The sequence below is a fragment of the Solibacillus sp. FSL W7-1324 genome, assembly GCF_038008025.1.
Classification (GTDB): Bacteria; Bacillota; Bacilli; order Bacillales_A; family Planococcaceae; genus Solibacillus.
The window spans coordinates 2,519,195-2,539,457 of record NZ_JBBOYH010000001.1; the positions used below are offsets into that span (position 1 = coordinate 2,519,195).

18 protein-coding genes are annotated in these 20,263 nt (G+C 39.1%); 5 read left to right on the plus strand and 13 right to left on the minus strand.

The window, feature by feature from the left end; genetic code table 11:
• Positions 1-7 precede the first annotated feature (7 nt).
• The 4 genes from MKY71_RS12480 to MKY71_RS12495 all read right to left on the minus strand — a co-directional run bounded on the left by MKY71_RS12480 (position 8) and on the right by MKY71_RS12495 (position 3,888).
• On the minus strand, positions 8-379 hold the full coding sequence (locus MKY71_RS12480; RefSeq protein ID WP_339172438.1) for a VOC family protein: 372 nt from the start codon (positions 377-379) through the stop codon (positions 8-10).
• A gap of 129 nt (positions 380-508) precedes the next feature.
• Entirely contained in the window at positions 509-994 is a 486-nt protein-coding gene (locus tag MKY71_RS12485; RefSeq protein ID WP_340731987.1) for a group II intron maturase-specific domain-containing protein, read from the minus strand.
• The gene (ltrA, locus tag MKY71_RS12490; protein WP_340731702.1) at positions 898-1,794 is read right to left on the minus strand and encodes a group II intron reverse transcriptase/maturase; all 897 of its coding nucleotides are present in this window, start codon (positions 1,792-1,794) and stop codon (positions 898-900) included. Before ltrA ends, MKY71_RS12485 begins: the two co-directional genes overlap by 97 nt.
• 570 nt (positions 1,795-2,364) lie before the next feature.
• Positions 2,365-3,888, minus strand: a complete 1,524-nt coding sequence (locus MKY71_RS12495; protein WP_339172440.1) for a DHA2 family efflux MFS transporter permease subunit — start codon at positions 3,886-3,888, stop codon at positions 2,365-2,367.
• A gap of 231 nt (positions 3,889-4,119) precedes the next feature.
• Between MKY71_RS12495 and MKY71_RS12500 the strand changes: the two genes are divergently transcribed.
• Positions 4,120-5,013, plus strand: a complete 894-nt coding sequence (locus tag MKY71_RS12500; RefSeq protein ID WP_339172442.1) for a TetR/AcrR family transcriptional regulator — start codon at positions 4,120-4,122, stop codon at positions 5,011-5,013.
• A gap of 69 nt (positions 5,014-5,082) precedes the next feature.
• Here MKY71_RS12500 and MKY71_RS12505 read toward each other — a convergent pair whose 3' ends face one another.
• Both MKY71_RS12505 and MKY71_RS12510 read right to left on the minus strand, forming a co-directional pair.
• Positions 5,083-6,528 (minus strand): DEAD/DEAH box helicase, encoded by a 1,446-nt coding sequence (locus tag MKY71_RS12505; RefSeq protein ID WP_340732819.1) that lies wholly within the window; start codon positions 6,526-6,528, stop codon positions 5,083-5,085.
• Positions 6,529-6,530: 2 nt separating this feature from the next.
• A complete protein-coding gene (locus MKY71_RS12510; RefSeq protein WP_340732820.1) occupies positions 6,531-7,445 on the minus strand; it encodes a LysR family transcriptional regulator in 915 nt (304 codons plus the stop codon).
• 133 nt (positions 7,446-7,578) lie between these two features.
• Here MKY71_RS12510 and MKY71_RS12515 point away from each other — a divergent pair, with 133 nt between their 5' ends.
• A complete protein-coding gene (locus tag MKY71_RS12515; protein ID WP_339195304.1) occupies positions 7,579-8,769 on the plus strand; it encodes a coenzyme F420-0:L-glutamate ligase in 1,191 nt (396 codons plus the stop codon).
• Positions 8,770-8,906: 137 nt separating this feature from the next.
• Here the strand turns inward: MKY71_RS12515 and MKY71_RS12520 are convergent, their stop codons facing one another.
• From MKY71_RS12520 to MKY71_RS12535, 4 genes are all read right to left on the minus strand, one after another.
• Positions 8,907-9,794 carry a glycine betaine ABC transporter substrate-binding protein gene (locus MKY71_RS12520; RefSeq protein WP_340732821.1) on the minus strand — a complete coding sequence of 296 codons (888 nt, stop codon included), beginning with the start codon at positions 9,792-9,794 and terminating at the stop codon, positions 8,907-8,909.
• Between the two features lies 1 nt (position 9,795).
• Positions 9,796-10,659, minus strand: a complete 864-nt coding sequence (locus MKY71_RS12525) for an ABC transporter permease (RefSeq protein WP_339172449.1) — start codon at positions 10,657-10,659, stop codon at positions 9,796-9,798.
• Positions 10,652-11,851 carry a quaternary amine ABC transporter ATP-binding protein gene (locus MKY71_RS12530; protein WP_339172450.1) on the minus strand — a complete coding sequence of 400 codons (1,200 nt, stop codon included), beginning with the start codon at positions 11,849-11,851 and terminating at the stop codon, positions 10,652-10,654. The genes MKY71_RS12525 and MKY71_RS12530 overlap by 8 nt, the downstream gene beginning before the upstream one ends.
• A gap of 226 nt (positions 11,852-12,077) precedes the next feature.
• Positions 12,078-12,728 carry a TrkA C-terminal domain-containing protein gene (locus MKY71_RS12535; protein ID WP_339172452.1) on the minus strand — a complete coding sequence of 217 codons (651 nt, stop codon included), beginning with the start codon at positions 12,726-12,728 and terminating at the stop codon, positions 12,078-12,080.
• Between the two features lie 333 nt (positions 12,729-13,061).
• Between MKY71_RS12535 and MKY71_RS12540 the strand changes: the two genes are divergently transcribed.
• Both MKY71_RS12540 and MKY71_RS12545 read left to right on the plus strand, forming a co-directional pair.
• On the plus strand, positions 13,062-14,456 hold the full coding sequence (locus MKY71_RS12540) for an amino acid permease (protein WP_340732823.1): 1,395 nt from the start codon (positions 13,062-13,064) through the stop codon (positions 14,454-14,456).
• A gap of 199 nt (positions 14,457-14,655) precedes the next feature.
• Positions 14,656-15,195 carry an ECF transporter S component gene (locus tag MKY71_RS12545; protein ID WP_339172456.1) on the plus strand — a complete coding sequence of 180 codons (540 nt, stop codon included), beginning with the start codon at positions 14,656-14,658 and terminating at the stop codon, positions 15,193-15,195.
• A 311-nt stretch (positions 15,196-15,506) separates the two neighbouring features.
• On the opposite strand, the gene MKY71_RS12550 is transcribed toward MKY71_RS12545, so the two are convergent.
• Entirely contained in the window at positions 15,507-16,046 is a 540-nt protein-coding gene (locus MKY71_RS12550) for a hydrolase (protein WP_339172459.1), read from the minus strand.
• A gap of 126 nt (positions 16,047-16,172) precedes the next feature.
• Here MKY71_RS12550 and MKY71_RS12555 point away from each other — a divergent pair, with 126 nt between their 5' ends.
• On the plus strand, positions 16,173-16,649 hold the full coding sequence (locus tag MKY71_RS12555; RefSeq protein WP_340732825.1) for a nucleoside-diphosphate sugar epimerase: 477 nt from the start codon (positions 16,173-16,175) through the stop codon (positions 16,647-16,649).
• Positions 16,650-16,695: 46 nt separating this feature from the next.
• On the opposite strand, the gene pheT is transcribed toward MKY71_RS12555, so the two are convergent.
• Complete coding sequence (gene pheT / locus MKY71_RS12560; RefSeq protein WP_340732826.1) at positions 16,696-19,101, minus strand: phenylalanine--tRNA ligase subunit beta; 2,406 nt, start codon at positions 19,099-19,101, stop codon at positions 16,696-16,698.
• Positions 19,102-19,118: 17 nt separating this feature from the next.
• Complete coding sequence (gene pheS / locus MKY71_RS12565) at positions 19,119-20,156, minus strand: phenylalanine--tRNA ligase subunit alpha (protein ID WP_079528316.1); 1,038 nt, start codon at positions 20,154-20,156, stop codon at positions 19,119-19,121.
• Between the last annotated feature and the right edge of the window lie 107 nt (positions 20,157-20,263).

Genomic DNA, 20,263 nt, shown 5'->3' on the forward strand with positions numbered 1-20,263 from the left:
TCCTTCATTATTTTTCCATTACGGCAAAATAATTTTCCTCATCATCGGCAAAGTTGAAAACTTTCCCGAAAGGCATCTTCATGAACTCCCCGACTGTAATTCCCTTTGCTTTAAAATCTTCATACAATTCCTCTAAATTTTGTGCATAGAACATTAATGAAGGCGTAGACAAATTTAATTCAGGAGACATCTCTTCTATTTTCTTTTTATCATGCAATACAAGGTTTGTCTGAGTTTCATCTTTTGGTGCAATCGTAATAATTCGCATGCCGTTATTGATATCGGAAACTACAGTAAATCCTAACTTTTCAGTCCAGAACTTTTTTGACTGCTCCTGGTCTTCTACATACAACATGACTTGCCCTAATTGTTCAATCATTTTTCGAACTCCTTTTTAATACAGCGTATTTCACTTTACCCAAGTATAACAAAATCGAGTAGGAGGCTAATTATTATTTAATTAGCCGACCTCTCACACCACCGTACGTACGGTTCCGTATACGGCGGTTCAATCTTTTGAGTATCTTCGCTCGTAAAGTTGGGACAGGTCTTTCAGTCCCCACTTTACGAGCCTTTTATTTGGAATGGCTTGGTGTAGAACCTCACTTCGTGATATTCGCCAGTATCCTTTTCTTGAATGTGCCGTTTTCATGGCTTCATCATGTTGGATTCCGTATTGGCTTAATTTCGCATATTTTGTTCGTGGTAGTTTCCACCGTTTCCATATTAATTGACGTAAGCGATGATTTAGCCATGCTTGTATTTCTCTGATAAAAGTTTTCATGTTAGCGATACCATAGTAATTTATCCAACCCACCGTTGTTTGATTGATTCTTTTCACAATCTCACGAAATGTCCCGGTTCGTTTACGACTCGTCAATGTTTTTAACTTATCTTTTAGTCGTTTCTTGGCGGACTTGATTGGTCGGTATCCAACTTTCCCGACAGATTTTGAAGATGAAAACCTAGGAATGTAGCTGCTGTTGCTCCACATACTTTACTTTTCTGCTCATTGATTGTTAGACCCAGTTCATCTTCGATAAATTTCTTGACACTTGTCATGACCCGTTCACCTGCTCTTGGCGACTTCACATAAATCACGAAATCATCCGCATAGCGAATGAATCGATGTCCTCGTTTTTCTAATTCTCTATCTAGCTTGTTTAAGTACACATTTGCTAGAATAGGAGAGAGTGGACCACCTTGAGGTGTACCTTCTGTCGTTTCAATGAGGATATCCTTGTCCAATATGCCAGAGCGTAGGAATTTCCATATTAACTTAAGTACGATTTTATCTGTTATGAATTCTTCTAGATAAGCTCGTAGCCGTTGATGATGGATTGTGTCAAAGTAGCTTTTCAAGTCACAATCGACCACTGTTCGAAAACCTTCCTCGTAATATCTCTTCGCAAGGGCAATCGCTTGGTGTTGATTTCGACCTTTTCGGAAACCAAAGCTTTTATTCGAGAAGTGTGGATCAATAATTGGATGGATTACTTGTAAAATGGCTTGTTGCACAACTCGGTCTAATACACATGGTATACCTAGATATCGTTTGGAGCCATCCGCTTTTGGGATAGCTACCCGCTTCACTGGTTGTGGCTGATAGGAACCATCTTTTAATTTCCTTTTCAATGGTTCTTCATATTTCATTAAATGCGCTTTCAGTCCATCAACTGTGATACCATCGATTCCAGGTGCTCCACCATTCCCTTTTACTTTCTTGTATGCGTTCCATAGGTTTCTATGAGACGTTACTCTGTCAATTAAATTGATACTTTCTTGTTTCTTCATTTCCATGTTTACATCCCTACACACTCTTATATACTCTTTCGCTTCCAGCTTATCCCTCTATAAGTAGCCATCTATTTGGTCTATACCTTGATGTTTTCTGTGTTTTGGCGGGATGTCTCCACCTCCTTGTTTCTTTCAAGATTAAAAGATTGTTCGGCCCTTCATCTTCGGTCGAAGACTACTATGGCTTCTGCTGACTTCTCTTGATTCATCCATTTATCACTAAACAAATTGTTAATTAGATAACCCTCAAGAGACCTCCCCGGGTAAGCACAACCGCCTTCCTCTCATGTAACTGCCAGATTTACTGTATGGGATTTGGGCAGTATTGGACTTCGCTTTGTTTAGCAAGCTCATCCGTCCCAAGTCAGCCTTTTATCTGATTTCTGTTCGTCAGTTCGAGAGTTTGCGTCCGACTTCCTTCAGATTCCACGTCACCATGGACACCCTTGTCTTTCGCTAACAGTTCCTACTGCCAAGCCTGTAGTGGACTTTCACCACCAAGCTGTTGTGCATGCCGGGCACACTAAAAAAACGGCAGGAGCTAAAATCTCCCGCCGTTGCATCATTTTATTTTTTTTCTGGTATATTTCCAGTAAAGTCTTCACGTTTCGTAACGTCTACACGCTTAATAAATAGCGCTAAAATTAAAGCTACAACTGTAATTCCTGCTGCTACGAAGAAACTGAACGTAATCCCGTCAAGCATTGCCTGTTGCATTACTTGTGCTTGGGCTTGTGCAATTTGCTCAGCAGTCGGCTGTACTGCAGATGAAGCGTTTGCCTGCATATCCGCTGCAATTTCAGCTGCACGTGTTTTTGTATGTGAGTTGAAGATTGTTACTAAAACTGCTGTACCAATTGCCCCTGCTACTTGCTGAGCTGTATTGTTCATCGCTGTACCATGCGGATTCAATCGGTTTGGCAAAGCATTTAAACCGTTTGTCATAATTGGCATCATAACCATTGAAATACCTAACATACGGATTGTGTAAATCGAAATAATAAATAAGTAAGTTGAATCAACTTCCAAATAACCTAATCCGATCGTTGCTAATGTTGTAATCGTTAATCCGATAACCGCTAAAATACGCGGTCCAAAACGGTCGAATAATTTCCCTGTAATTGGTGACATAATCCCCATTACGATCGCACCCGGTAACATCATTAAACCTGCTTCAAATGGTTCGATTCCACGAACATTCTGCACATATGCAGGTGTTAAAATCATACCCGAGAACATCGCTACAGATAATACCATTGATACGACAGATGCTAAAGCGTATGAAGGATATGTGTAAATACGTAAATCCAATAACGGCTGCTCTAAACGGAACTGGCGAATGATAAACCATGCTAAGCCAATTGCCCCTACAGTAATTGTTCCCCATACTTCAATTGCTGACCAGCCAGCTGAACTTGCTGTACTGAAGCCGTATAATAATCCCCCAAAACCGATTGTAGACAATCCAATTGAAAGTATATCGATTTTAGCGTCACGATTTGGAAGAACATCTTCCAGTTTCCAAATTGCCAATAATAGTGATAAAACGGCAATCGGAAGAATCATTTTGAACAGTACGCTCCAGTCATAATGTTCAACAATCCATCCAGATAAAGTCGGTCCGATTGCCGGTGCCAATACCATAACTAGACCGAACATCCCCATTGCCTGCCCGCGTTTTTCAACCGGGAAGCTAATTAGCATAACGTTCATTAAAACCGGTGCCATTGTTGCTGCACCGGCTGCCTGAATCATACGGCCTGCCAATAAAAATCCGAAGCTAGGCGCAAATGAAGCCAATGCTGTACCGATAACGAAAATCGACATCGAAATAATGAATAAAGGTCGTGTTCTGAACTTTGTAATCAAATATGCAGAAGCAGGAACCAATACCCCACTTACAAGCATATAGCCTGTCGCTAACCATTGTACTGTTGAATAATCTTCAATATCAAAGGCAGCCATAATAGATGGTAATGCTACGTTTAATAATGTGTTATTTAAAAATGCTACAAACGCCCCGACAAATAATACGGCAATCATTAAATACGGAGGCTTTTTAAATGTTTTTACATCTTGTGTCTGTTCCATAATTTTATTTCCCTTCTTTAATCTTTCAATCTTCCTATTTCTGTACTCGAACTATTTTATACTCGGAGTCCAAAAAATTCAACAATTTTATACTCATAGTCTAAAAACATTGCGAATACTCGCTTTAAACAGTAGAATGAGAGTACAATTCAGAGTATATAGTACAGAAAAAATTCACTTTTATTACGTTATATGCAAAGGAAATCGCTTTAATTGATATGGAGGAAGTTCATGAATCAACGAAAAAGACAGGTACTTGATAGTGCATTGCAGCTTTTTATCGAAAAAGGCTTTCATGAAACATCAATACAAGACATTTTAGACAAAGCGCTTATTTCAAAAGGGACATTTTATAATTATTTCTCATCTAAAGTGGAATGTTTTAAGGCGATTATGGAACAGACCCGATACGAAGCAAGCCTACTACGTCATGAAATGCTGCTGAATCAAGATATTACCGATGAAAACTTATTATTGGAACAAATTCTCGTTCTTATGCAAATCAACAAAAAACAAAACTTAGTATCCTTGTTCGAAAATATTTTCCAGTCGAACGACAAGGAGCTACGTCATTTATTGGAACGCTATCGCCTATTGGAAATTGAGTGGGTATCCAATCGTTTTACGGATATTTTTGGAGAGGAAGTTCGTCCCTATTCCCTTGAACTTGCCATAATTTATTTTGCGATGGTTCACCATTTAACCTATTCCCACCGCCTCTTCTATAGTGAAATAATCGACCAGAAGAAAATATTGCAAATTGCCCTTCGAAATGTGAAAGCAATTTATCCTATTATGTTGGAAAACGGCGAAATCCTCGTTACACAGGACGCCCTTCAACTTGTTGAAGAGAAAACAATTTACCAGACGATTACAAAGAACGATTTAATCGAAAAGGTTCAGGGCTTCCTTGACCAGTTGAAACTGGATACTGACAATGAGGTGGGTGCACAATTCACTGAAAGTATTTTGGATGAGCTGCAGCGTAAAGAGCTACGTCTTCCGGTTATCGAAACATTGCTTAAGCCTTTCCGCGAATCATTCGCAAACACACTGCATGCCGGAGAAAATGTCGAGCTTGCAAATTTATTATGGTACTTCATTAAAAATGTGGACCAGAAGTAATGTTTGTATCTGATTCCGTTATCAATAAAAAAGTCGTATTGAACGTCATCTGTTCAATACGACTTTTTATTAGTTATTGCTCGTTGAAATGTGGACTTTCAGTTGCTTGCCCTTAATCGGCGTTGTTTTCATCGCTTTTAATACGAGATTGCCTTTACCATTTAAAATTTCCACAAACGTAGATGTATCCAGAATCGTAATAATGCCGATATCTGCAGCGGTCATCCCCGGAATTTTTGCAATTGTTCCGACAAAATCAACAGCACGCAGCTTTTTCTTCTTACCACCATTAAAATAAAGCTTCGTAATATTTGCATCAACTTTTGCATTCTTTTGTTTTTTCTTTTGTGGTCGGCTTTGCATCTTTTTGTCAAACGCCTCTGCCTTTGCCTCTACTTCTTCATGTGTCGGCAAATCCATCTTCGGAATCGTAAATCCGATCAGTTCTTCAATTCCTGCAAGGAAGTCATGTTCAAATGGTGTAACAAACGTAACAGCTTTCCCTTCCTTGCCCGCACGTCCAGTTCGTCCTGTACGGTGGACATATGCTTCTTTTTCCATTGGTAAATCATAGTTAATCACCAATGAAATGTTCTCGATATCAATACCGCGCGCTGCAACATCTGTCGCTACTAAATAGCGGAAGTCACCGCGCTTATAATCGTTCATAACAAGTAGACGGGTCGACTGATCCATACCACCGTGCAGCTTATCGACACTGTATTCACGGTCATATAAATAATCATGCAAGGCATCGACGCGATCTTTCGTACGACAGAAGATAATACACGTATCCGGATTTTCCACAACCGCCATTTTTTCAACCGCCGCAGTCTTTTCCTCGTCCTGTACTTCAATAACCGCATGCTCAATTTTTGGCGCTGCCTCTTCCGAATGGACTTCAATATCAACAGCGTCGTTTAAATAATTCGATGCCAGTTTTTTTATCGTTTCCGGTACTGTCGCGGAAAACAGCATCATTACTTCACGATGTTCCACATGGGCTAATATTGCTTCAACTTGCTCGATAAAGCCCATATTGAGCATTTCATCTGCTTCATCAAGCACAACATAGCGAATTTTATCGAGCTTCAGTGTTCCCTTTTCGATATGATCCAGGACGCGTCCCGGAGTACCAACAGCAATATGTGTTTTTTGCTTTAATTCGTCCTGCTGATAACGGAACGGCTGCTTTCCGTATAAGGCGGCTGCTTTAATACGTTTGTAACGTCCGATATTGGTAAACTCTTCTTTTACTTGGACAGCCAATTCACGTGTCGGTGTTAATACGAGTGCTTGTGGCTTGTTTTCGATCCAATCAATATTTTCGCAAATCGGAATTGCGAATGCCGCAGTTTTTCCGCTTCCTGTTTGTGCTTTAACAATTAAATCTTGTTTCTTTAATGCATGGGGCAACACTTTTTGCTGAACTTCAGTCGGTGTGCTGTAATCCAAATCTTTAAGCGCACGCTGTAATTCAGGTGATAATGGATAGTCGTTAAAATTAGTTGTCATATTTATTCCTCATTTTCTTCTTTTATATGAATGATTCCCGGATCAACAATTGCGATAAGTTTTTTCGTTGCTTTTGAAAGTGAAACATTTTTTAAATGGACAATCCCTAAATTACGCTTAGGAATTGGCTGTTGGAGCTCAATTTCATGCAAAAGCCCTTTATCAAGATAATCGGTCGCAAACTCCTTCGTTACACTTGCTATACCTAAATTAATTTTTGCGAATTCCAATACTAAATCATGTGAACCTAACTCGAATTCAGGAGAAATTGTATACCCTTGTTCCTTTAAATAGTTTTCCACATAATTACGGGAATTTGCCTTTTTCTCCAAAAAAATTAATGGCAGCTTCATGAGCATATCCAGACGGATTGGCTTTTTTGATAAATTTTTGTATTTTTGTCCGCACACAAATATATCATGAATTTCCTTACAAGGGATAACTTGAAGCTGTGGATCTTTAACCGGCAAGTTGCAGATGCCCAAATCCGCTTCCCCCGATTTGATAAAAGCTAATATTTCATTTGTAGTACCGTTTAAAACCTTTAGTTTAATGCCAGGATATTTTATATGGAATGCCTCTAAATACGGCAGTAAAAAGTACCTTGAAATTGTATCTCCTACTCCAATACGTAAAACGCCTGTACGCAGATTTTTAAACTCGGCGATTTTTTCTTCCCCCGCGTCTAAAATGCCAAGAGCAGAGTTAACATATTCGTGTAATAATTCACCTTCTTCTGTCAAGGTTACTCCTTTTGGTGTTCTATTAAATAAAACGGTATCAAGTTCTTTTTCAAGCTTTAAAATAGACTGGCTCACGGCCGGCTGTGTCATATATAAAGCGTTTGCTGCCTTAGAAAAGCTTTTGCTTCGACTCACTTCATTGAAAATACGATATGCTTCTAGTTTTATTATCATATAATCCCTACTTATATCAGATATTAAATTTATTAATTTTACTTATATCACATGAACAGGTTATAGTAAACATTGTGAGATTAAAGCAAAGACAATTAAAATATAACTTAGAGCTATTGAAGGAGAGATTATTTTGGAACGAGTAGTAGGAACGGTTGTACGCGGTCTTCGTGGCCCAATTATTAATGAAGGGGACGATATTGTACAAATCGTTGTTGATACAGCATTAAATGCCGCAAAAACAGAAGGCTTTGAAATTGAAGATCGTGATATTGTAACAGTGACAGAATCTGTTGTTGCTCGTGCACAAGGGAACTACGCTAAAATTTCAGATATCGCGTCTGATGTAAAATCAAAATTCGGTGATGATACGGTAGGTGTGATTTTCCCTATTCTTTCACGTAACCGCTTCTCGAACATTTTAAAAGGAATTGCAGCAGGTACTAAGAAAATCATTCTTATGCTAAGCTACCCATCTGATGAAGTGGGCAACCATTTAGTATCATTGGATGATCTTGACGAAAAAGGAATCAATCCATGGACGGATGTATTGACAGAAGCTGAATTCCGTGGTCATTTCGGTTTTAACAAACATACATTTACAGGTGTAGATTACATTGAATATTATAAAGAATTAATCGTTGAACAAGGTGCAGAAGTTGAAGTTATCTTCTCGAACAATGCAAAAACGATTTTAGATTATACGAAAAGCATTTTAACTTGTGATATTCACTCTCGCTTCCGTACAAAACGCATTTTAAAAGCTGCCGGTGCAGAAAAAGTTTATGGTCTTGATAACATTTTAGCTGAATCTGTAAACGGTTCTGGCTTTAACTCTAAATACGGTTTACTTGGATCTAACAAATCGACAGAAGATGGCGTGAAATTATTCCCGGACAACTGTCAACCAATCGTTGATGACATCCAAGCTAAAATTTTAGCTGCTACAGGGAAACTTGTAGAAGTAATGATTTACGGTGATGGTGCATTCAAAGATCCTGTAGGCCAAATTTGGGAACTTGCAGATCCTGTTGTATCACCTGCGTATACACCAGGTCTTGATGGTACGCCAAACGAAATTAAGTTGAAGTATTTAGCTGACAATGATTTCGCTAACCTGCACGGTGAAGAACTGAAAAATGCTATCAAAGAATACATCAACAACAAAGAAGAAGATTTAACTGGTAATATGGCTGCCCAAGGGACAACACCTCGTAAGCTGACAGATTTAATCGGTTCTTTATCTGACCTGACTTCTGGTTCAGGCGATAAAGGTACACCAATGATCTACATCCAAGGTTATTTCGATAACTATACAAAATAAAAAACAGACTCAATTCCCTTAACAGGAGTTGAGTCTTTCATTTATATGTTGAAAGTTAAAAAAAACGGTGCAAATTTGAATTTCAAATTTTGCACCGTTTCTTTGTTTTAGCTTAGTCTTTTATAGACTCTTTTAATTTACTTCTCTATACCTTCTGTCCAGTTGTTTACAACATCCTGGTTTGCTTCAACCCATTGTTTTGCTGCTTCTTTAGGTTTTGTTCCTGAGTAGATGTTCAGCATTACTTCTTCGATATCTTCTGTTGTCCATTCAAACGCATCTAAAATCTTGAATGCATCAGGAGACTCTTTTTCCAAGTTTTGACGAACAAATGTATGAATATTTTCTTCTCCGCCAAATACACCTTCAGGATCTTCTAAATATTTCAGATCAAAGTTGGCAAATTTCCAGTGAGGGCTCCAGCCTGTCACAACGATATCTTCTTCATTTTTAATCGCCTGTTCTAAAGCAACTGTCATCGCACCTGATGAAGATGGTTGTAATGACCAAGATTCAAGGTTTGGATATGTTTCAAGTGCTCTTTCAGCAGCCGCTACTACACCTGCACCCGCTTCAATACCAGTAATCGTTGATGCCGCTTCAGTAGTTAAATCAGCAATTGATGTTGCTTCCATATAACTTGGGACAACTAATCCGATTTTTGCACCTTTTAAGTTTGGTCCTAGATCTTCTACATCTGCACCGTATTTTTCATACTGTGACGCATGTGTAGCAGGTAACCAGCCAGATACCATCGCATCTGCTTCACCTTTGGAAACTGCTTCCCACATGATCGCATTATCCAATGGTGTGATATCAACTTTATAGCCGACACTTTCCAGTACTTCTGCCACTACATACGTAGAAGCAACTTCTGAATCCCATTCTACATAGGCTAAATCAATTGAGCCTAAATCTTCCGTAGAGGCTGTATCTTTTTTCTCTGATGTATCATCTCCGCACGCACCTAATAATAGCGCTGCGCTCAATGCTGTTGCTGCAGGCATCCATTTCATTTTTTTCATTTTACTTTCCCCCATTTGATTTTTGTTTGTTTAAACTTTGTGTTAATCGGTCTACAATAATAGCGAAGATTACTAGACTTATCCCCGCAACAAATCCATTACCGATTTGAGCTCGTTGTAAAGCCGATAATACTTCACGACCTAAACCTGGTGCACCGATCATTGATGCAATAACGACCATCGATAGAGATAATAGTACGGTTTGGTTTATACCGGCCATAATCGTAGATCTTGAAAGCGGCAGTTCTACTTTCACTAATTTTTGAGTGAATGTACTACCATAAGAATCCGCAGCTTCGATTAAATGTGTCGGAACTTGACGGATACCTAGATTTGTAAAACGTACAGTTGGTGGTAATGCGAAGATAACTGAGGCAAATACACCTGGTACGACACCAATTCCGAAAAACGCAACCGCTGGAATTAAATAAACGAATCCAGGCATTGTTTGCATAAAGTCTAAAATTGGTTTTAAAATTTCTTCTATTACTTTGGATTTTGACATTAGAATGCCAAGTGGTATACCAATTACAATCGCGATTAAACTTGAAAACAGCACGAGTGTAAATGTATTCATAAGCTGATCCCATAAGCCCTGGTTTAATATGAACAGTAAACCGATAATTGAAAAGATGGCTAAACCGAATTTTTTGCCTGTTGCGAAAAATGCCAACACGGCAATGATTAAAATAAATACATACGGCGGAATAGCTGTTAATCCTGATGTAACCAGATTCATCGTATCTTCACCGTTACTTTGAATGAAACGGAACTGGGCTGAAAAAGTATCTGTTACAATATCCATCAAATCTTCAACTTTTTCCGCTACCGGTAATGGCGTTGCTAAATTTAAAATTTTACTCATTGTCTACACCTCCGTTTTTTTCAGAGGCTAACGACTCTAAAACAACTCCACGGATCAGTACTCCGCGCAGTTTTCCTTCTTCGACGACAGCAACCGGTGTCGGAGAATCGGAAATAACCGATAAAATATCTTGAATAACTGTTGATGGCTCAACAATCGGCATATCATTGCGTAAAATTGAATGCAGTGATTTTTCACCAGATTGTGCAAGCTCCAGTGCATCATTTGCAGTAATATAGCCTAAATATTTTCGGGCTTTATCTACAGCGAGAAGCACACTTACTTTATCTTCTCTCATACGCTGCAACGCAACTTTTGGTCCTTCATGATCAATTTGAATAGTCATTGGACGAATCATCGCATTTTCTGCTGTCAATACTTTCGAACGGTCTACATCTTCCAGGAATGAACGAACATATTCATTTGAAGGATTTGTCAAAATCTCTTCCCCTGTTCCTACTTGCATGACCTTTCCATCCTTCATAATGGCAATACGGTCACCAATACGAAGCGCTTCATTTAAATCATGTGTAATGAAGACAATTGTTTTTTGTAAATTAGCTTGTAACTCCAATAGCTCATCTTGCATCTCTTTACGAATAAGCGGATCAAGAGCAGAAAAAGCTTCATCCATTAATATGATTTCTGTATCATTTGCCAACGCCCGTGCAAGTCCTACACGCTGCTGCATACCACCTGATAATTGATCTGGATACTGGTCTTTATAGGAGAGCAACCCTGCATTCTGTAAAGCCTTTTCTGCTTTTAATCGTCTTTCCTCTTTAGGAACGCCTCTGATTTCCAGGCCATACTCTGCATTTTGTAAAATGGTACGTTGCGGGAATAAAGCGAAGTTTTGAAACACCATGCTCATTTTTTCTCTGCGAACAAGCTGCAGGCTTTTTTTATTGAGCTTCGTAATATTTTGGTCATCTATATAAATATCACCACTTGTCGGTTGAATAAGACGATTAAGTAAACGGATTAATGTAGACTTCCCACTTCCTGAAAGCCCCATAATTACGAAAATCTCACCTTCTTCAATTGTCAAACTAGCTTCATATACACCTACAGTAGCATTTGTCTCTTTTAATATCTGTTCTTTGGATTTCTCTTGCTTCACGAGCTTTAATGCCTGTGATGTATTTTTTCCAAATACTTTAGTGACTCGGTCTATTTTTATTTTCCCCATAATCCACTTCCTAAAATAATTAATTTCATGCTAGTAACAACTTTATATTTATCTAAGGTTGTTAAAAGCAACAACTTTCATATTAATAGACGTTGTTACTAATGTCAAATTAAGAGTGCATTTTTTACTCGCTCATCTAGAAAAATAGTCCTTTAAACAGAAAAAACTACCCCTCAAATACAACGATGGAGTAGTTTGTTTTTGTTATAAATTTGACGAACTTTATCTATTCTGATTGAAAGTTGTTACTTTCTAGCTGTAAAAAGTGTTTTACATTCGAATAGCATTCTTCTTTACCGATAAAAAATAATGTATCTCCGGCAGAGAGTGTTGCATATGGACCAGGTGAAACAATCAGCTCATGATCTTTTTTGATGCCAATTATGGTAGCACCCGTTTGCTGCCAGAAATTAATCTCGCCTACATTTTTCGATATGAATGGGCAATTTTCAGTAATATCGATTTGAAATGGTACAAACGGGTTTATCGATTGGTAGCGGCTAGTCCGATTGACCATTTCTCCTAATGTATCCTGTAAATGATGCAATTCATCAATTTGGCGTTCAATACTATCGGTTAATTGCTTTTGTAGATCTCTAATTGATTTGACGCCTGCTAAACGCTGGATGTATTTAGCGGCATTTTCATAGGAAACGATGACAACACCGCTCCCCTTTGTCGCTTCGACAATATTTAAATCCTGCAGAACGGCAATCGCTCGTCTTGCAGTTTCCGATGAAACATTATATTGGGATGCCAGCGATGATCGGGCATAAATCTTTTCACCGACAACATATTTTTTTTCAACAATTTTAGCTGCAATATCTTCTGCTATTACTTGATATTTAGGCTGCTTAATTTGGATTTTTTTCTCCATTATTTGCACTCCTTTGTGCTGTGTTCATAATACATAAGTAAAATTTCTATATTTACACTATATCGCATTATATACCTTTTTATAAAAACAACAAATAGTTCACCGATTTTGAATAATCGACTTTATTCAATTTCTTCAAATAATTTTGTAGTAAATGACACGTATTTTTTTCTGTTAAATACTAACAATAACATTATTAACTAGTTCATTCGAGTTATTTCTCCATTTTTCGACAAAATTAACACTTCAGCACTTCAACTCAATAAACTTGTTTATTATTCTGAAAAATGATGATAAGATTTTGATTATTGTAAATTAGAAAAAGGTGTATTAATGAAAAAAGTATTTAGAAAAAAACCAATCAGTGACCTTTTACTCAAAAATGGCAACATGCAGTTACCCAAAACAATCGGTCCTTTTGATTTGATTATGTTAGGTGTCGGTGCCATTGTCGGTACAGGCATTTTCATATTACCGGGGACAGTCTCGGCGCTCCATGCAGGCCCTGCAATTGTTTTCTCCTTCACGATTGCTGCTGTCGTTTGTGCATTAGCAGCACTTTGCTATTCTGAATTTTCTTCTACTGTACCCGTTGCGGGAAGTGCCTATTCATATAGCTACATTGTTTTTGGTGAAATCATCGCATGGCTGGTCGGCTGGGCATTATTATTGGAATACGGACTCGCAACAGCTGCCGTGGCAACAGGCTGGTCAGGTTACTTCGTTTCACTGCTGGAAGGATTGAGTATTCATTTGCCGGTAGCATTGACAGGGGCATTCAGTCCTGAAAATGGTACATATATTAACTTGCCTGCGATTTGTATTATTTTTGCGATAGGTGCTCTGTTGTCATTGGGTATGAAAGAATCGACACGTTTTAATGCATTATTGGTCGCGATTAAACTTGGCGTTATTTTATTGTTTATTGCTGTTGGTGTCTTTTATGTGAAACCGGAAAACTGGACACCTTTCATGCCATTTGGAGTGAGTGGTGTTTTCACAGGTGCCGCGCTCGTTTTCTTTGCTTACTTAGGATTTGATGCCGTATCCTCGGCTGCCGCAGAGGTGAAAAATCCACAGCGGAACATGCCAATCGGAATTATCGGTTCCCTGCTTGTCTGTACTGTATTGTATATTGTTGTTTCACTTGTACTGACAGGGATTGTACCTTATACAGACTTGAACGTAACCGATCCGGTATCTTACGCGATGCAAGTGATCGATCAGGAATGGGCGGCTGGCATTATATCGCTCGGTGCCGTAATAGGCATGATGACCGTTATACTAGTCATGATGTACGGTGGGACAAGATTGTTGATGGCTTTTGCCCGTGATGGTTTAATGCCAAAAATGCTTGCACAATTAAGCAAAAAACGTAAAATGCCTGCCAAAAACACATGGCTGTTTACCGTGATTATTTCATTTTTTGCAGGGTTTATTCCATTGGATTTATTGGCTGAGCTTGTAAATATGGGTACATTGGTTGCATTTATTTTTGTTTCTGCCGGCATTTTGTACTTGCGAAAAAATAAAGACTTGCCGAAGGATCGATTTAAAGTACCGTTCTATCCTGTCTTACCTATCTTATCATTTATTTTATGTATATTTCTGATTACACAACTATCCTTCCACACATGGATTGCTTGCGGTGTTTGGTTCATTATCGGGCTAATCGTCTATTTTATGTACGGGAAAAAACATTCTACGTTGAATTCTAAATCTGAATAATTGAACAGAGATGGTACAATAACCGCTCTATAACCGAAGCGCCACAAATTTGTTTCCATAATTTGAGGCGCTTTTCTATTTCAGAGGATTGATATCCAAATTTTCTGACCTTATTAAATTGTTTGTTTTTGAACCTTTTACACATGCCAACGAATTGCTAATATGAGAGATAATTTCAAGCAAGGGAGCGTCAATCAATATGGAATCAACACGAACAATCACTACCTCATCAGAAAAAACAAAAGATTTAATTATTACGAGCCTTCTTATTTCACTCGTATTCGTAGCCACATTTTTTATTAATATCCGTTTGCCGATTGCAGCAAATGGGGGGCTCGTTCATTTAGGTTCTGCCATGCTTTTTATCATCGCGATTTTATTTGGTCCAAAGAAGGGCGCTATGGCTGGAGCATTCGGTATGGCACTGTTTGATATTTTATCCGGCTGGACATTGTGGGCACCATTTACATTCATCACACGTGGTCTGCAAGGCTATATCGTAGGTAAAATTGCTACAATGCATGGAAAAAATGGCGGCAGCATTATTTATAACTTTGCGGCTATTGTTATCTCGGTTCCATTTATGCTTGGCGGTTATTATATTTGTGAACGTGTTCTTTATGGGAACTGGGTTATCCCACTTGCATCAATTCCCGGAAATCTCGTGCAAAATGCAGTAGGTCTTCTTATTGCATTACCTGTATGTATCGCTTTGAAAAAACTGCCTCTTTTCAAATAAAAAAATGAGGTTGGGACATAACCCAAAAAAGCTATTTTTCTCTGAGAGAAAAATAGCTTTTTTTTGCTGAGCGTTAAAATTGATTTCCATTCCGGGACGCTTTCCGCGGGCGTGAGGCCAACAGGATGTTGGTCACAAAAGCGTTGCCACAGGACGTGGCGTTCTTAGCTTTTGTTCCCAGTTTCAGGCGTCACGCTATTCCCGCAGGAGTCGCCCTCCATTCCAATCAATTTTGCAATATATCCATTTCTTAATAAATGCTTTCCTCTTATTTAGCAATAAATCTACTTATGTCCCTGCCTCAATCTGATTTATTTTACTAATTTGCTGATTGCTTTAAATGTATCACCTTTTGCTACTTGCTGCATTTCGAATAGTGCCATTTCAACACTCGTTACGCGCGCACCAAGCTGCATCATTTTCTGAATCCCTACTTCGCGGTTACTTGCTGTTCGCGAAGACACGCAATCTGCCAGTACTTCGACTTCATATCCATTTTCCAGTAAGTGAGCCGCTGTCTGATAGACGCAAATATGCGCTTCAATCCCAGCCAGTAAAATCTTTTTACGGCCTGTTTGCTGTAAAGCCTGTACAAATTCCTCTGTATCATAAGCACTGAATGTAATTTTTTCAATCGGTTTTTCATCTGTTAAATGCGCGGCAACCCGCTCATCTGTCGGCCCAAGTCCCTTTGGATATTGTTCAAGCCATAAAATAGGTAAATCCAATAATTTTGCCCCTTGTACCATTGTGGCGATATTATCTACAACGACTGCGCTTTCTTCAACAACTTGCGCCAATTTCCCCTGAATATCAATCAGTACTAATACTGCTTCTTCTTTTTTTAACATGAATATACCTCCCCTAAGTTGCATTCTTCTCTATTATACTGAACTTTTCCACTAAATGAATAGTAGAACCTCCATTGAAACGAAATGCATGACACTGTATAGTGAAAAGAGAAATGGAGGATTTATATGTTGCGTCTTAGTTGGTTCATAAGTATGGGCATTACTTTATTTGGAGTATTAATCATTCAGCACTTTTTTACAGTGAAACCGGACGATGTTGCAAATGGAGGAAATCTGGGTGCACTTGGTTTAGCACTAGTTGCACCATTTATTATACTTAGTTTATTTATTACGTTTCGCTTTTTTACTGAAACAGCCAGAAACGCAAAAGATCAACTTATGCGTATAATTTATTTAGTATTTGGAATTGCGCTGTTAGTGGCGTTCATCTATTATGCCATTGATTTTTCAAACAATGTATATGCATCCCTCGGTGGTGATACGAAGACACCCGGCTCGACAATCTATCGTTTCCCCCTGTTAAATGAGTATACGAATCATGTTTTCCTTAACTTTTATACGTTTGGAATTGTCCATACATTAAGCGCTTTAATCGGTGCTGTTACAGGAATGGTCAAGCCTGCAAAACCATCTCCGCAATAATAAAACCCGAATGGTCATCGAACCATTCGGGTTTTATTATTGTTAATTAGCGTACTTCTGCACCAGCTGCTGCCAATGCTTTTAGTACTTTATTGTGTGCTGCGACTACTTCTTCATCTGTTAATGTACGCTCTGGGTCGAAGTATGTTAACGAGAAGGCTACTGATTTTTTACCAGCCGTCATTTTCTCCCCTGCATAAACATCAAATACTTTTACCTCTTTCAATAAAGAAGTGCCTGCACCTTTAATAATGCTTACAATTTCACCAGCTGGAGCTGCTACATCCAATTCTAATGCGATATCACGACTCATTGCCGGGAAGCGCGGAATCATCGAATAAACAAGCTCTTCTTGTGTTGCACTTAAAATGGCATTCAAGTTCAGTTCCGCAACATATGTTTCTTTTACATCGAATGCTTTTTGTTCTTGCGGATGAAGCTGTGCAATGACACCCACTTTTTCACCATCTAATAAAACATCAGCAGTACGACCAGGATGTAAGCCATCTACTTGTGCTTTAACATAGCTTACACGAGCTGTTAAGCCTAATTTAGCAAATACCGCTTCCACAATACCTTTGGCCACGAAGAAATCAACATTTTTCTTTTCGCCTTGCCATGTATTATCAATCCATTTTCCTGTTAATACAAGCGCCAAGTGCTCTTCTTCAAATGGAAGTTCTTCAGCAGTTTGTCCAAGGAATACTGAACCAATTTCATATAATGCCACTGTTTCCGCTTGACGGGCTGTGTTATAGCTTGCTGCCTCTACTAAGTGCGGAATTAAGCTTTGGCGTAATGTCGTACGCTCTTCAGACATAGGCATTAATAACTTAGTTGTCTCTTCAGCTTTTAATGCAAACTTTTGAGCCTGTGCCGCTGAAGTTAATGAATATGTTACCGCTTGATAAAGACCGGCACCTTCCATAACATTACGTACAATACGGCGTCCTGCTTGATATGGTGTTAAACGGCCAACTTGCTCACTTGCCGGTAAGCTAACCGGAATTTCATCATAGCCATACATACGTGCAATTTCTTCCACGATATCTTCCGGAATTTTAATATCCTGACGTCGTGTCGGAGCATCGATGATTAATAAGCCATTAGCTGCTTCCACATCAAATTTTAAACGCTCTAAAATAGACAGCATGTCCTCTAAAGAAATCTTCATCCCTAAACGACCGTTAATAAAGTCAGGTGATACGACAACACGTGCAGGTGATTTTTCAAGTTCATCGACTAGCACTGTACCTTCCAATACTTCTCCGCCTGCTAGTTCAGCAAGTAATTGTGCTGCGCGTTCTGCTGCAGGAAGGACACGGTTCGGATCAACACCTTTTTCAAAACGTGCTGACGAATCTGAACGTAAGCCGATTTCTTTTGAAGTACGGCGTACAGACGCCGGATTGAAGTATGCAGATTCGATTACTACTGTTGTTGTAGTATTTGATACTTCTGATTTAGCACCGCCCATAACACCTGCAACCGCTTCTGCTTCCTGACCATTTGTAATGACAAGGTTGTGGCTGGCCAATTTACGTTCCTGGTCATCAAGCGTCGTCATTACTTCGCCATCACGAGCCATACGTGTCACAATTTCTCCTGTTGCCAATTTATCGTAGTCAAATGCATGTAATGGTTGACCGTATTCCATTAATACATAGTTTGTAATATCGACTACGTTATTATGTGGGCGTACACCAGCAGACATTAACGCATGTTGCAGCCATAAAGGAGATTCTTTTACTTCAATGTTTTTTACAACTTTTGCTGCATACATCGGGTTCGCTTCTTTATCTTCTACCGTTAATTTTAAAACGTCTTCCGCTTTTTCAGCTGAAGCTGTATAAACGATTTCCGGTAATTTAACATCTTGAGATAAAATTGCAGCTACTTCATAAGCAACACCAAGCATGCTCATTGCATCTGAACGGTTCGGTGTTAAACCAAGTTCAAGCACTGTATCACGTAAGCCTAAAACTTCCAATGCGTCTGCACCTGGAGTTGAATCGGCAGGTAATACATAAATGCCATCCGCATAAGCCTTTGGCACAAGACGGCCTTCAATGCCCAACTCTTGTAGTGAACATATCATCCCTTTTGATTCTTGTCCGCGTAACTTTGCTTTTTTAATTTTAATGCCGCCTGGTAATTTTGCTCCTGGACGTGCTACGATAACTTTTTGACCAGCATCGACGTTTGGCGCACCACATACGATTTGTTGTAGTTCTTCTTCCCCTACATCCACTTGGCACACATTTAATTTATCTGCTTCCGGATGTTTTTCTTTTGATACAACGTGACCAACAACAACATTTGACATGCCTTGTGAACGGTCAATTACTGCATCAACTTCAATCCCCGCGCGCGTAATTTTTTCTGCTAATTCATTTGCTTCCAACGAAGAAATGTCTACATATTGACTTAACCATTTTAATGAAACTAACATTTATATTATCCTCCTTCTTACACTTCTGCCTGGTGGAATTGTGATAAGAAGCGTGTGTCATTTGTATAGAAATGACGAATATCATCCACACCGTATTTTAACATTGCGATTCGTTCTGCACCGATACCGAATGCGAAACCTGAAAGCTTAGTTGAATCGTAGCCCGCCATTTCAAGTACGTTCGGGTGTACCATACCGGCACCTAAGATTTCGATCCAGCCAGTTTGTTTACATACATTACAGCCTTTTCCTGAGCATTTATGACAAGAAACGTCTACTTCTACAGATGGCTCTGTGAATGGGAAGAATGATGGACGAAGACGAATTTCGCGTTCTGCTCCAAACATTTTCTTTGCTAATGCATCAAGTGTACCTTTAAGGTCAGACATGCGGATGTTTTCACCGATCACAAGGCCTTCAATTTGCATGAATTGGTGTGAGTGAGTCGCATCATCTGTGTCACGACGGAATACTTTACCTGGGCAGATCACACGGATTGGTTCGCCTTTTTTGGCTTCCATTGTACGTGCCTGCACTGGTGATGTATGTGTACGTAATAATGTTTCTTCTGAAATATAGAATGAATCCTGCATGTCACGAGCCGGGTGACCTTTAGGCAAGTTCATCGCTTCAAAGTTATAGTAGTCTTTTTCTACTTCTGGACCTTCCACGATTTCGTAGCCCATTCCTAGGAAAAGGTCTTCGATTTCTTCGATTACACGTGTTAACAGGTGACGGTTACCTGCACGCACTTTTGCGCCTGGTAACGTAACATCGATTGATTCGTTTTCAAGCTGTGCTAAAATTGCTGCTTCTTCTAGTACTGCAACTTTCTTTTCAAGTTCTGCTGTTACATTTTCGCGTACAGTGTTAACGAGGGCACCCATTTTCGGGCGTTCTTCTGCAGAAAGTTTCCCCATTCCTTTTAATAAGTCCGTGATTGGTCCTTTTTTACCTAAGTACGCTACACGAACTTCGTTTAATGCTTTTAAGTCCGCTGCATCGGCAATTTTGGCTAATGCTTCTTGTTCCAATTGCTTTAATTGTTGTTCCATTTAAAAAAATTCCTCCTTATAAGTTTCGCTAACAAAGTTTCGACTTTGAAAACGTTGATTTCCGTTACGGTTACGCTTTCCTCGGGCGTGAGGCCAACAGGATGTTG